Origin of the sequence: Oleiagrimonas sp. C23AA (genome assembly GCF_011759385.1) — a bacterium.
Lineage (GTDB): Bacteria > Pseudomonadota > Gammaproteobacteria > Xanthomonadales > Rhodanobacteraceae > Oleiagrimonas.
Genome location: NZ_JAARLY010000003.1, coordinates 366,091 through 379,398, shown reverse-complemented (window position 1 = coordinate 379,398; position 13,308 = coordinate 366,091). Strand labels below are relative to the sequence as shown.

At 62.7% G+C, this 13,308-nt stretch carries 11 protein-coding genes; 3 read left to right on the top strand and 8 right to left on the bottom strand.

What is annotated here, in order from left to right; genetic code table 11:
• Window positions 1-80 precede the first annotated feature (80 nt).
• The 5 genes from HBF24_RS07290 to HBF24_RS07270 all read right to left on the bottom strand — a co-directional run bounded on the left by HBF24_RS07290 (window position 81) and on the right by HBF24_RS07270 (window position 4,214).
• Window positions 81-929, bottom strand: coding sequence for a metallophosphoesterase (locus tag HBF24_RS07290; protein ID WP_167171060.1), 849 nt, complete (start codon window positions 927-929; stop codon window positions 81-83).
• Window positions 926-1,849 carry a diacylglycerol kinase family protein gene (locus HBF24_RS07285; protein ID WP_206064227.1) on the bottom strand — a complete coding sequence of 308 codons (924 nt, stop codon included), beginning with the start codon at window positions 1,847-1,849 and terminating at the stop codon, window positions 926-928. Before HBF24_RS07285 ends, HBF24_RS07290 begins: the two co-directional genes overlap by 4 nt.
• 146 nt (window positions 1,850-1,995) lie before the next feature.
• The gene (locus HBF24_RS07280) at window positions 1,996-2,601 is read right to left on the bottom strand and encodes a rhomboid family intramembrane serine protease (protein ID WP_167171054.1); all 606 of its coding nucleotides are present in this window, start codon (window positions 2,599-2,601) and stop codon (window positions 1,996-1,998) included.
• A gap of 67 nt (window positions 2,602-2,668) precedes the next feature.
• Entirely contained in the window at window positions 2,669-3,733 is a 1,065-nt protein-coding gene (locus tag HBF24_RS07275; protein WP_167171051.1) for a sensor domain-containing diguanylate cyclase, read from the bottom strand.
• 181 nt (window positions 3,734-3,914) lie between these two features.
• Window positions 3,915-4,214, bottom strand: coding sequence for a hypothetical protein (locus HBF24_RS07270; RefSeq protein WP_167171048.1), 300 nt, complete (start codon window positions 4,212-4,214; stop codon window positions 3,915-3,917).
• Between the two features lie 186 nt (window positions 4,215-4,400).
• Here HBF24_RS07270 and HBF24_RS07265 point away from each other — a divergent pair, with 186 nt between their 5' ends.
• A complete protein-coding gene (locus HBF24_RS07265; protein WP_167171046.1) occupies window positions 4,401-5,975 on the top strand; it encodes an FMN-binding glutamate synthase family protein in 1,575 nt (524 codons plus the stop codon).
• A gap of 16 nt (window positions 5,976-5,991) precedes the next feature.
• Here HBF24_RS07265 and HBF24_RS07260 read toward each other — a convergent pair whose 3' ends face one another.
• A complete protein-coding gene (locus HBF24_RS07260; protein WP_167171043.1) occupies window positions 5,992-8,073 on the bottom strand; it encodes a bifunctional diguanylate cyclase/phosphodiesterase in 2,082 nt (693 codons plus the stop codon).
• A gap of 556 nt (window positions 8,074-8,629) precedes the next feature.
• Here HBF24_RS07260 and HBF24_RS07255 point away from each other — a divergent pair.
• Complete coding sequence (locus tag HBF24_RS07255) at window positions 8,630-9,640, top strand: sensor domain-containing diguanylate cyclase (RefSeq protein ID WP_240922276.1); 1,011 nt, start codon at window positions 8,630-8,632, stop codon at window positions 9,638-9,640.
• 59 nt (window positions 9,641-9,699) lie between these two features.
• A complete protein-coding gene (locus tag HBF24_RS07250; RefSeq protein WP_167171037.1) occupies window positions 9,700-10,620 on the top strand; it encodes an oxygenase MpaB family protein in 921 nt (306 codons plus the stop codon).
• Window positions 10,621-10,689: 69 nt separating this feature from the next.
• Here HBF24_RS07250 and ftsH read toward each other — a convergent pair whose 3' ends face one another.
• Together ftsH and rlmE are read right to left on the bottom strand one after the other, a co-directional pair.
• On the bottom strand, window positions 10,690-12,627 hold the full coding sequence (gene ftsH / locus HBF24_RS07245; RefSeq protein ID WP_206064226.1) for an ATP-dependent zinc metalloprotease FtsH: 1,938 nt from the start codon (window positions 12,625-12,627) through the stop codon (window positions 10,690-10,692).
• 29 nt (window positions 12,628-12,656) lie between these two features.
• The gene (rlmE, locus tag HBF24_RS07240; RefSeq protein WP_167171034.1) at window positions 12,657-13,277 is read right to left on the bottom strand and encodes a 23S rRNA (uridine(2552)-2'-O)-methyltransferase RlmE; all 621 of its coding nucleotides are present in this window, start codon (window positions 13,275-13,277) and stop codon (window positions 12,657-12,659) included.
• Window positions 13,278-13,308: the final 31 nt, after the last annotated feature.

Sequence of the window (13,308 nt, the reverse complement as noted above, 5' to 3'; positions counted from 1 at the left end):
CGTCGGGTTCCATGCTGGGGGCCAGCACGCCAGAGCGGCGCGAAGGGAATGTTGTATCGGTGTGAACCGATGGCGCCGGTTCAGGCGCTGCGCGCCTCGGCCGGATGGTGGGCAACTCCACCACGGTCCAGGTCGATCAGCCGTCGCTCGGCCTCAACGAAAGCATCATTGGCCTGGTCGTAGTCCCAGCGCCTTGAAAGAAAGTTGAGCGGGCGCATGCGCGCGTCGTAGGAAATGGTGTTGACCGAATTGGAAATGTCACCACGCAGGCGATGCGATACCGCCGTGCCTGCCTGTACCACCCAGGCATCGCGTGGCAACTCCGGATAGCGCTCGCGCAGCGGCCGCGCGTATGGCAGGTGAATATGCCCGCCCATCAACACGTCCACGCCCGCTCCCACCAAGGCGTAGGCGGCCTCCTCGGCACCGTGCAACAGATTGGCCTCGTCAGTGGGCCGAATCACATGCATCGGCTGGTGGGTGACCACCACGCGCAGCTGCGACTCGGGCGATTCGGCCAGCATGGCGCAGACCCGCCCGACCTGCGAGGCGGAAATCTCACCGTCCTTGTGCCGGTAGTAGCGGGTGGTATTGAGCCCCACCACCAGCATGTCGTCACTTTCCCAGACCGGCTCCAGATCGCGTCCGAACACTCGCCGATAGCCGGCGTAGGGTTGTGACAGCCGGGCGTATAAATTGTAGAGCGGGATATCGTGATTGCCGGGCACAATCACACGGGCGCTTTCCGGCAGGCGCTCGACGAAATGACCGGCGGCGCGAAACTGGTCGCGGCGCGCGCGCTGGGTGATATCGCCTGAAATCACCACCACGTCGGGCTTGAGATCACGCGCCAGGCGCAACAACGCCTCCACCGCCTGCGGGCGCTCGGTGCCAAAGTGCGTATCGGAGATCTGCAGCAGCTGACTCACGGCGCCTCCCGCCGCGCATCGTCGGCGTGTGGAACCAACAACTGCAGGGGCGATGGATCGACACGAAAGCGCAGCGGCAGCGACATCTTGCACAGTTCACCATCGACGGCCACCTTGATATGGCCGTGATGCTTGCGCCGCCCCAGTGAGCGCACGCAAAGCTCGCGAAACACCACGGTGCGCTCGTTGTCGTCATCGCCCAGCCGGCCCATAAGCCCGCGCAACGCCAGCCAGAGCAGCGATGGTGCTCCGATCGGGCTCACCGCGATACCGACCAGTCGCCCCTGCTCGACCTGGGCGGCGCTGTCGATGCCGATCTGCTCCAGTTGCAGACGATTGTTGCCGACCACCAGCGTGCTGGTTTCCAGTACCTGTCGGTCACCGTCGCACTCGACCTCCAGGCTCAGGCGATGGTAGTCGCGCAGCAGCGACACCAGCCCGGACACCATCGCCACCAGCCGGCTGCGCCCGAAGCGTTGCTTGAAGCCCTCTCGGTCTTCCAGCAACTGCGGATACAGGCCCAGGCTGGCATTGACCATGAACACTTCGTCATTGACCCTCCCGACCTGCACCGGCTCAACGTGCGCACGCAACAGCGCGCGCACGGCGTCCTCCAATTCCTCGGGGATGCCGCGGTTACGACCGTTGTAGTTGAAGGTTCCCTGTGGCAGCAGGCCCAGTGGTACGTCACTGCCCAGTATCTGCTTGACTACCGTATTGATGGAGCCATCGCCACCGGCCACCACCACCGCGCCGTTTTCGGCGTGGGCCTTCTTGCAGGCCTGCGTGGCCAGATCCGGCAGCTCCGACGGCGTGCTGGTAATCAGAAATTCATGCCGACGCCCGGCCTGCTCGAGCACGCGTGCCACATGCTGCTTGCGCTCATCGAGCCCGTCGCTGCCGGAACCTCCGTTGAGCACGATAAAAAATGGCGCGTCCGGTGCTAGTGCGGTCGCGTCCTGGGGTGTTTCTGGTCCGGTCCCCTGATCCCGGGCGTCAGAGATGCTCATACCGGCGTTTATAGCCGCCCGATGATGAAAGAGGTCTGAGCCCTCCCAACCGCTGTTCAGCCAAAGGAAGGGTGCAGCAGGCGTGTCAGGAATACACCGCCCACGCGCGGCTCCATCAGCAGCGTGAATATGATGCCGTACAGCCCACCCCACAGATGCGCACTGTGATTGACATTGTCATTGCCGCGGCGCTCGGCCCATATCGAGTAACCCACATACATGGCGGCGTAGAGAATGGCCGGCAGCGGCACGATGAAAACGAAAATCAGCGACCATGGCGAAAGCAGGATGAAGGCAAACAGCACCGCCGACACGGCTCCCGACGCCCCCATACTGATGTAGGCGCCATCACGGCGATGCTTTAGGTAACTGGGGGCGATCGACACGATCAAGGCACTGGCATAGAACAGCGCAAACCCCAGTTCACCGATACGCTCGGCAAAGAAGCCCTCGATGGCTCGACCGAAAAAGAACAGCGTGATCATGTTGAACAAGAGGTGTTGCATGTCTGCATGCACCAGACCGTAGCTGAGCAGGCGATAGGCCTGGCCTCGCTGAATCGCCGGCGGCCACAACACCAGACGCTGGGTCAGCGAGGCACGGCTGAAGGCCATGAACGACACGATGCCGGTCGCGGCAATCAGCAACAGGGTGACAAGCATGCGAACATCCGGCTGTGGCTAAGGCCGGTCAGCTTAACCCAAAGCAAGCGTGGCCCGTGCGGCCAGCTCAGGATGAAGTGCGTGATTCGCCCAGCTCGGCGGGCGCCGAGCAAACCCGGTTACGCCCCTGGGATTTGGCACGATACAGCTCGGCATCGGCACCGCTGATCCAGCTCAAGGTGTCCAGCGTATCGGCACTTGCTTCGGCAAGACCGATGCTCACCGTCCAGCGCACGCCCTCTTCATCCAGGCAGGCGGCCGCGCGGCTACGAATGGCCTCGGCGATGACTTCCGCATCGCGCAGGCCGATGTTGGGCATGACCAGCCCAAATTCGTCACCCCCATAGCGGCCAGGGGTATCGCCCTTGCGAATACAGCCGCGCACAATCTGCGCCAGACGACGGAGCAGCGCGTCACCCGTGGTGTGCCCAAGGCTGTCGTTGATGCGCTTGAAATGATCGATATCGATCATTGCCAAAACGGCGCTGCCATGACCCTGTTGCACCCGTGCCAGCTCCGTCGTGGCGACCTCTTCCCAATAGCGTCGATTGGGCAGACCGGTCAGCGCTTCGGTCCGGTTGAGCTTGGCCAGCAACCGATTCTGGTTGCGAAAACGCAGCGCCAGTCGATAGGTTGCCGATGCCACGGCCACCGGATACAACATCAGCAACGGCAACGCCGCCAGCATCTCCAGCACGGTGCTCTGCGGCTGGGCGGCAAAATTGTTGAGCGCCGCCACGCCCGCACAAGCAATCACCTGGGCACTCAAGGCGTGCAAAAGTTGCCGCCAGCCCCCCGTGCTGACGCAGGCCATCGCCAGCATGGCGACGGTTACCGCCGACGGCACCAGGCTGAACTGCATGGCGGCGACCCAGGCGCCACCGGCCGCACAGTCGAGAACCAGATGTCGAAACTCGGCCTCGCGTGGTGAACGCGAATGCAGCGCCAACCAGCGTGCCGCATGCGGCCAGAGCAACCCTTGCAAGGCCAGCAGCAACCAAGCCCACCAGGGGGCACCGAGCTGTGCCAGGGTACCCCCCACGCAAACCGCGCCCAGACCAAGTCCCAGTGCGCGCAGACGGTGCAGCCGCCCGATCATTGCTCGCTCGGTATTGATCTGCTGACGTGCCATGGCGCTGACCGCCCATCCACCCCGCAATCGCCCATGTTCATCATACGCCGAGCAAACCTTGGGGAGGGCTGCCGGACCGGCGGGCACGCTCATGCCCGGATCCCGGTGACAGGCCCACACAAAACCGGCGCCACATACTGCTGTGACGCCGGAGCCATGCCACTGCCTTCGCAGTGCCTGTTCATGCCTTGATATCCGCCCTGTCCAATACCTGATTTACCGCCTCGGTGGAAAAATGCATCTCGGTCAGCACCTCCTTGAGCATCTGCGGCGAGGACGCCTCTGCTTCCACTGCTTCACCCTTGCTGGCGGGACTGACGTGGGCGTAGTCCTTGCCTTCCTGATAGGCAATGCCCTCATCGTGGCGGTTCTGGGTAGCCTGAACTTTGTAAAAGCCCGACTCGGGGTTGCGTTCGATGCTCAGCGAGCGCTGCTCGATATCGCCTTCCCAGACGGTATTCCATTCGGCTCGATCATTCATGAGCGTTGCCTCCATCTTGGTTGGGTTGATGGCCATCATGGGGACGGGCAAATGAATGGCGACTCTATGTTCACCCGTCTCGTTCACATTTCACTGCGACATGACGGGCGCCGGTGCATCCTTGGTGAATACACCTGTCAACGGCGGTCGGCACTGCCCGCCGCATCCATGCAAGGAGCCTGATCCATGTGGCGAATCGTCTTCTACGTACTGAGTGTGCTGGCTTTGGCCGCCATCGCGGCGCTGGCGCCCTGGCACCCAGGCGCGCTGTACGCCTTGATCGTGGTGGTGCCACTGATTGGGCTGGGCGTATATGACGTTTTCTCCACCCACAACGTACTGTCCAACTATCCGGTCATCGGCCACATCCGCTACGTGATGGAATTCATCAGTCCGGAGATTCGCCAGTATTTTCTGGAAGATGACAAGAGCGGCCGTCCGTTCAACCGCCAGCAGCGCGACCTGATCAAGTCGCGCGGCGCCGGGAACGCTGGCACGCACCCTTTTGGAACCGAGTACGACGTTGATGCGGAGGGCTTCAACTTTGCCCTGCATTCGATTTCCGTCAAAGACGTTAACGATGACTGCATGCGCGTGACCATCGGTGGGCCGCAATGCACCAAGCCCTATAACAGCTCGCGCATGAACATCTCGGCGATGAGCTTTGGCGCGCTATCAAGCAATGCGGTGCTGGCGATGAACCAGGGCGCGAAGCTGGGCGGCTTTGCCCAGGATACCGGCGAAGGCGGCCTCACTCCCTACCATCTGGAATACGGCGCAGACGTGATCTGGGAAATCGGTTCGGGCTACTTCGGCTGCCGCACCAAAGAAGGTCGCTTCAATGACGCCGAGTTCGCCACCAAGTCGAACAAGGACGAAATCCGCATGATCGAGATCAAGATCTCGCAGGGCGCCAAGCCCGGTCATGGCGGCATGTTGCCGGCATCGAAGGTCAACAAACAGATTGCACAGGTGCGCGAAGTGCCCGAAAACGAGGACTGTCTGTCGCCCGCCTCGCACCCGGAATTTTCCACGCCGCGCGAGCTGATGGACTTCATCGTGCGCCTTCGCAAGCTGTGCAACGGCAAGCCGGTGGGCTTCAAGTTGTGTGTGGGTCGGCGCAGCGAATTCATGGGCATCTGCAAGGCCATGCTCGATACCGGAGTGCGTCCGGACTTCATCACCATCGATGGCGCCGAGGGTGGTACCGGCGCCGCGCCCATCGAGCTTTCCGACAACATCGGCCTTACCATCAACGAAGCACTGCCCTTCGTGCACAGCCTGCTGACCGGCCTGGACCTGCGCAAGGACATTCGCCTTATCGCCAGCGGCAAAGTCGTTTCAGGCTTCGACATGGTGATGAAGATCGCGCTGGGCGCCGACGTCTGCAACGTGGCGCGGCCGATGATGTTTGCCGTCGGCTGCATCCAGGCCATGCGCTGCCACACCAACACCTGCCCCACCGGCGTGGCCACGCAGGACCCCAAACGTGCGCGCGCGCTCAATGTGGATGACCGCGCCCAGCATGTGATGCGCTATCACAAGAACACCATCAGCAGTTTCAAGGAACTGTGTGGCGCGCTGGGCTGTTCGCGCCCGGAGGATCTTGGCCCGGATCGCATCTATCGCCGCGCCTCGGCCGGTGTGGCCGAGGCCTATGATGAGCTGTTCTATTATGCTCGCGAGGGCGAGTTCCTGAGCGGGCCGGTGCCCAAACACTGGCAGCATGATTGGGATATCGCCAGCGTCGACCGCTTCTGAAAGCAGGCGCCAGCGCTCAGGAAAGAGCGCAGGCGCCCCGGCGCAGCACTTCGCCCAGGGCCTCGGGCGCCATCGGTGGATTGAAGAAAAAGCCTTGTGCCACGTCGCACCCCAAGTCGCGCAGCCAGTTGACCTGAGCCTGGGTTTCCACGCCCTCAGCCACGGTTTCCAGATGCAGTTTCTTGGCCAGCGCGACGATCGCTTCGGTAATCTCCCGATCGGCAAAATTCTGCTGACTGCCGCGCACGAATGATTGATCGATCTTGATCGTGCTAACCGGCATCTGACGCAGATACTGCAGGCTGGAATAGCCCGTGCCGAAGTCATCCACCAGCAGTGAAAATCCCCGATCACGCAGATCACGCAACTGATCGAGCATCTGCTCGGGATCGCGCATCGCCGTTGACTCGGTAATCTCAAAACGGATCCGCGCCGGGTCCACCTCGTGCTCTTGCACCAGCCGGCACAGCCGATCGGCAAAGGCGGGCGCGCGCAATTCCTGCAGCGAGAGATTGATCGTCACATAGTCGACGTGCAAACCCTCGTCATCCCAACGTTCGACCTGACGCAGCACCTGCTTTAATACCTGCTCGCCCAGCATCGAGATCATGCCCGAACGCTCGGCCACCGGCACGAAAACCAGCGGCGGCACTTCGCCACGTTCGTTATGGTGCCAACGTGCCAGCGCCTCGACACCAACCACTTGACCACTGGATAGCGACCACTTGGGCTGATAGACCACCCGGATCTGCTCACGCATCAGCGCATCGCGCAGGTCCATGGTCAGGGTCAGACGCTCACGCGCCATTTCATGCATGCCGCGTTCGAAGAAACGAAAATCCGCCTTGCCGGTCTCCTTCACCGCATACATGGCGGCATCGGCATTGCGAAGCAGGGTTTCGGCATCGTTGCCGTCGCGCGGGGCCAGGGCCACACCAATGGAAGGCGACACGGTCATTGGATGACCATCCATGACCACCGGACGCGACACCAGATCGAGGATCTTGCGGCATATGCGCACCAGGTTGTCCATGCCGCCAAAGCGTTCCAGCGCAATCACGAACTCGTCGCCGCCAAAGCGGGCCACGGTGTCACGCTCCCGCACGCTGTTGCGCAAAGCGGCGGCCACCGAACACAGGAACATATCGCCCGCCTCATGGCCCAACGAGTCATTGATGGTCTTGAACCCATCAAGGTCGATGAACATCACCGCGACCGGGGAGTGCTCCTGGCGCTGCAATGCATCGCGCAGCTTCTCCATCATCATGGCGCGGTTGGGCAACCCCGTCAGGGTGTCGTGAAAGGCCTGGAAGTGCAGAGCACTGCGCGCCTGCTCCAATTCCACATCCATGCGGCGCGAGTGTCGCTGCACGCGCTGGTGCGCCAGCGCCATCAGCGCAGTGGATACCAGTACGCCCAGCGCGACGACCGTCACGACCATGGCCAGCCAGCGCCCATGCACCAGGTCGTGCGCCGTAAGACAGAGGGCTCCCTGACGCAACCCCGCGGCCGCCATACCCAGATAGTGCATGCCCGAGACGGTGCAACCCATTACCACCGATGCGGCGATACGCCAGGCGACCCGGCGTGAGCGCCGCCGCTCCAGCCCCACTCTCACACCCACGGCCAGCGAGGCAATGGAACCCGCCACAGCAAACAGCACCGACAAGACGACGATGGCCCAGTCCCACACGATGGACGGCGACATCCGCATCGCCGCCATGCCGGTGTAGTGCATGGCACCGACACCCGCTCCCATCACCGTTCCGGCCAGCGCCAGACTCGCCGTGGTGATCTTTGGCGAGGCCATCTGCCGGCACACGATGCCAGCAGCCAATATCGCCGGCACGACGGAGAGCAAGGTCAGGCCGGTGCTGTATCCCAGTGGTGTGCCGATGTCGAAAGCCAGCATGCCGACGAAATGCATCGACCACACGCCAAAGCCCATGGCCATGGCACCCAGCGTCACCCACGCAGATGCCTGCCAGCCCCGGCTGTGCAGGATGCGACCGATGACACTGAATGACACGTATGAATTGACGATGGCGATGGTCACGGATACCGCAACCAGCGCAAGATTGTAATGATGTACCAGCACGGCAGCTCCAGGCGTGGTGTCGCCCTGATACCGCAAGGCACAATCGAGCGCCGGCCGGACGATATCCACACCTCATTTGCAATAAGCCAGCCAGCATTCCTTGCGAGCCATCACACAGGCCTCCCCAGCCCATATACCTGGCCCGCACGGAGATGCGCGGCTGAAATTATTCAAGTCTTGATGTGAGATATATATCACACTACGAACACCAAACACGTCACAAAACGACGGCTAATGGCACATTGATACATACACGTGTTATTAGTATTCGTTGGCACGGTCAATGGATCGACCCGGGTGTAGCAGCCCGCCCGGTGCAACCAGCTGTAAAAACGATTGGCTACGCTGTACACGCCGCCCCCGTTTCTCCCTGCACCCCATCGCTCCGGTCAATGTCTTGTAAATTCAGGCAAGGCCGGCCACTGGCATGAAGTGAAATACGGAAACAGCCCTGGTGTCTGCCTCATCCTTGTCGCCGGACGCGACGCCTACTCTCAAGCCTGCCGCCGAAAGATCGCGTGGCGCCACATCGCAGCTCCTGGACATGGTTCCAGCCATGCCAGCCACGTCTGCCTCGGGCCAGTTGCTGACCTCGGTGGCCGATATCACGCGCCATCGCGATTTTGATGCCCTTGATCACAGTCTGGTGCTGTCACTGGCGCAGCTGACAGGCGCCAGCGAAGTCATGCTGTACCGGCACGACCACTTGGAAACCGACCAGCCGGCCACCGTAGTTCGCTGCGCGCAGGATGCCAGCGGCATATTTGGCATCGGCGTTGACCATGAAGAGCCAAGCGGCGAAGAGCGCGCAACCCTGCAACGTTGCGAGCACCTGCAGCAGACCGTGGTCGAATCGCAGATGCCTATGGCCCGCATCTGCACCCCGTTACGGCAGGATGCACGCGAATTCGGCGTGCTGTGCCTTCGAGTGACGCGCGAGCACCTGGGGCAGGCCCGCCTGCTCACCGAAGGCTTCGCACGCATCTACGCCAACTACATGGCGCTGCTGGAAGACAGCGAACGCGACAAGCTGACCGGCCTCTACAACCGGCGCACGTTCGATCGCCACCTGCAGCGGCATTTGGCACGCCAGCGCAACCAGGAAGGCCTCGCCGACGCCCATACCTCGTGGCTGGTATTGCTGGACATCGACCACTTCAAGCGCATCAACGACACCTACGGGCACGTCTATGGCGACGAGGTCATCCTGCTGCTGGCACGCACCATGCGCGCCTGCTTTCACGCTCCCGACGCCCTGTTCCGCTTCGGCGGCGAAGAGTTCGTGGTACTGATCGAAAACGGCACCGAGCAGAGCGTGTTCGAGATGCTCGAAGTGTTCCGTTCCCGTGTGGCAGCCATGGATTTCCCGCAGGTGGGACGCGTCACCGTCAGCCTGGGCTTTGCCTGCATCGGTACACACGATCACCCGGATATCGTGCTCGACCGGGCCGACAAGGCGCTGTACTTCGCCAAGAACCAGGGTCGCAACCGCACCTACGCGTTTGAGTCACTGGTGCGTCAGGGCGAGCTGCAGCCGACCAGCACCGGCAGCATCGACCTGTTCTGAGCGAAAGGCACCTGGCAGGTTATGCTGGGTGCTTTCCATTCGTCGCCGTCGATCCGCCCATGCCTGCGCGCCCCTTGAGTGCCGCCCTGCGCGAACGCATCCGCCACTGGGTGCTGAGCGCGTTTCCCCGTGAAGCGAGCACCCGCATCGATTATGACCAACCCGAGGGCGATCCCGGCCTGTTCGGGCCCGAGACGGTCACCTGGCGTGTGCATGCATGCTTTCCGGGCATGCTGGCCGGCGGCCTGCAGGCGCTGATGCTGCAGACACTGCACCCGCGCGCGCTGGCGGGTGTGTGGGATCACTCCAATTTCCGCGATGATCTGGTCGGGCGCCTGCGTCGTACCACCGCTTTTGTCGGCGGCACTACCTATGCTCCCACCGCCGCAGCCCAGGCGCTGATCGAGCGCGTGCGCGCGATCCATACCCGAGTGACGGGTATCACCGCCGACGGCCTGCCCTACGCCGCAGATGATCCGGCGCTTCTAACCTGGGTGCACGTGACCGAGGCCTACGGCTTCCTGCGCGGCTTTCAGCGTTACAGCGGCCGTCCGCTCAATGCCGCACAGGTCGACCGCTACTACGACGAGGTGCGCCGCATTGCCGAGGCCTTGGGCGCACGTGCAGTGCCATCCAGCGCCGCCCAGATCGCGCACTACTTCGACGCAGTCATGCCGCAATTGCGCTGCGATGAGCGCTCGCGCGAGGTGCTTCGCGTGCTTGGCGCCATTCGTCTGCCGGTACCTGTTGCCGGGCTTTCGCGCGAGCTGTTCCTGCATGCTGGCGCCGCCCTGATGCCCGATTGGGCCAACGACCTGCTGGGTCGAAGCCGCTGGCAGCGCCGCGGCGATCGTCTTTCGGCACGTGTGCTGGCGGGTATGTCGCCGCTGTTCGAACAGGCCTTGAGTGATGGCGTGGCCTCACGCTCGTGCCGTCGCGTGGGTTGTGATCCGGCTATCCTTCAGCGCGCGCCGCGCTGATTTGCAATGAAAAAGCCCCGCCGAAGCGGGGCTTTTTCATGTCGATGCACCTGATCGGGGCATGGACGCTCAGGTCTGGGCCGCTGGATCGCCCACCTTGCCCGCCGGAGAGGCGTCACCGCTGGGCGGCGTCGGCTTGGGGCCGTTGCCGCGCCCGGAATCGGCGTCCCAGTCGGCCGGCGGACCCGGGCGTCGGCCTTCCATGATCTCGTTGATCTGGTTGGCGTCGATGGTCTCGTACTGCAGCAGCGCTTCAGCCATCAGGTGCAGCTTGTCGATGTTGTCGTTGAGCAGCTGCGTGCTGCGCGCGTAGGCGGTATCCAGAATGGTACGCACCACCTCGTCGATCCTGCGCGCGGTCTCGTTGGAGACGTTCTTGTGCTGGGTCACCGAGCGACCCAGGAAGACCTCATCCTCGTCCTCGCCGTAGGTCACCGGACCCAGCTCGGACAGGCCCCACTTGGTCGCCATGTTGCGGGCCATCGAGGTGGCACGCTCGATATCGTTGGAGGCGCCCGTGGTCACCTTGTCGGCGCCGAAGATCAGCTCCTCGGCGACGCGGCCACCGTACAGCGAACACAGCTGCGACTCGATGGCGGTCTTGTTGAGGCTGTACTTGTCGTTTTCCGGCAGGTACATGGTCACGCCCAGCGCGCGGCCGCGCGGGATGATGGTGACCTTGTAGACCGGATCGTGCTCGGGCACCAGGCGGCCGACAATGGCATGGCCGGCCTCGTGATAGGCGGTGAGCTTCTTCTCGTCCTCGCTCATGGCCATGGAGCGGCGCTCGGCACCCATCAGGATCTTGTCCTTGGCCTTCTCCATGTGGCTCATGCGCACTTCGCGTGCATTCTCACGTGCCGCGAACAGCGCCGCCTCGTTGACCAGGTTGGCCAGATCGGCGCCGGAAAAGCCCGGTGTGCCACGCGCAATCAGCATGGCATCGATATCGGTATGCATCGGCACCTTGCGCAGATGCACCTTGAGGATCTGCTCGCGGCCCTTCACATCGGGCAGGCCGACCACCACCTGGCGGTCGAAGCGGCCCGGGCGCAACAGCGCCGGATCGAGCACGTCGGGACGGTTGGTGGCGGCGATGACGATGACGCCCTCGCCTCCCTCGAAACCATCCATCTCGACCAGCAGCTGGTTCAGCGTCTGCTCGCGCTCATCGTGACCGCCGCCAAGACCGGCGCCACGATGACGGCCGACGGCGTCGATCTCGTCGATGAAGATGATGCACGGCGCGTGCTTCTTGGCCTGCTCGAACATGTCGCGCACACGGCTGGCGCCGACGCCGACGAACATTTCCACGAAGTCCGAGCCGGAAATCGAGAAGAACGGCACCTTGGCTTCGCCAGCGATCGCCTTGGCCAGCAGCGTCTTGCCGGTACCGGGCGGGCCGACCATCAACACGCCGCGCGGAATCTTGCCGCCCAGCTTCTGGAACTTGGACGGATCGCGCAGGAACTCGACCAGTTCGCCGACCTCGTCCTTGGCCTCGTCACAGCCGGCGACGTCGGTGAAGTTGACCTTGACCTGATCCTCGCCTTGCAACTTGGCGCGCGAACGGCCAAAACTCATGGCACCGCGGCCACCGCCACCAGATTGCATCTGGCGCATGAACCAGATCAGCACCGCGACGAAGATGATGATCGGCAGCCAGTTGATCAGCAGGCTGATCAGCGAAAAACCATTGTCGGCTGGCTTCTGACGCACGCTGGCGCCATTTTTGGACAATTGCTTGAGCAGGTCTGACGAGGTGATGCCGATCAGCGGCACCACGGTGCGGAAATGGCTGCCGTCGCGCAGCTGGCCAGTGACCACCGGCGGCGTGTCGGAGCTGATCGTGGCGCTGGAAACATTGCCGTTCTCCACCTGCTGGGAGAACGTGGAGTAATCCATCTGCTGCGAATTCGATCCGTGGGGGTTGAAGCTCTGGAACACCGCCAGCAGCACCACGGCGATAACCAGCCAGAGCAACAAATTTTTCGCTGTTTCGTTCATGCGCGAATCTCGCTTCTTTGACCGGCCATTTAAGGGCGATACCCCGTGGCCAGTGCGTAGGTCTCCCGGGAACGCGCCCGCGAGGCCTTGGGTTTACGCATCGTCACGCGCTGAAAACTGGCGCGCAAGTCACGTAGATAATCATCAAATCCGGCGCCCTGGAAAAGCTTGATCAGAAACGCACCACCAGGCTTGAGCTGACCACGGCAAAAATCCAGCGCCAGCTCGGCAAGATGCATCGCGCGGATCTGATCGGTCACCGCCACTCCGCTCATATTGGGGGCCATGTCCGAGAGCACAAGATCTACCTGCGCCCCATCCAGCGTGTCCTCCAGCTGTTTCAGGACCTCATCCTCGCGAAAATCGCCCTCAATGAAGTCCACGCCGCCAATACCCTGCATGGGCAGGATGTCCAGTGCGACAATTCGCCCGGCATCGCCCAGCTCGCGGCGCACCAGCTGCGACCACCCGCCCGGGGCGGCGCCCAGATCGACCACGGTCATGCCCGGCTTGAGCAGCTTGTCGCGGTCGAGCAATTCTTCCAGCTTGAATGCTGCCCGCGAGCGCATGCCCTCGGCCTGTGCGCGCTTGACGTAGACATCATCGAAGTGCTCCCGCAACCAGCGGGAACTGCTCTTGCTGCGCGCCATGCCTGTCTATGCTTCCGGATGCCTTGATTCA

Coding starts and splice junctions, on each gene's coding strand:
- HBF24_RS07280 (WP_167171054.1), bottom strand. CDS start 2,601: ATGCTTGTCACCCTGTTGCTGATTGCCGCGACCGGCATCGTGTCGTTC.
- HBF24_RS07275 (WP_167171051.1), bottom strand. CDS start 3,733: ATGGCACGTCAGCAGATCAATACCGAGCGAGCAATGATCGGGCGGCTG.
- HBF24_RS07270 (WP_167171048.1), bottom strand. CDS start 4,214: ATGAATGATCGAGCCGAATGGAATACCGTCTGGGAAGGCGATATCGAG.
- HBF24_RS07265 (WP_167171046.1), top strand. CDS start 4,401: ATGTGGCGAATCGTCTTCTACGTACTGAGTGTGCTGGCTTTGGCCGCC.
- HBF24_RS07255 (WP_240922276.1), top strand. CDS start 8,630: ATGCCAGCCACGTCTGCCTCGGGCCAGTTGCTGACCTCGGTGGCCGAT.
- HBF24_RS07250 (WP_167171037.1), top strand. CDS start 9,700: ATGCCTGCGCGCCCCTTGAGTGCCGCCCTGCGCGAACGCATCCGCCAC.
- ftsH (WP_206064226.1), bottom strand. CDS start 12,627: ATGAACGAAACAGCGAAAAATTTGTTGCTCTGGCTGGTTATCGCCGTG.
- rlmE (WP_167171034.1), bottom strand. CDS start 13,277: ATGGCGCGCAGCAAGAGCAGTTCCCGCTGGTTGCGGGAGCACTTCGAT.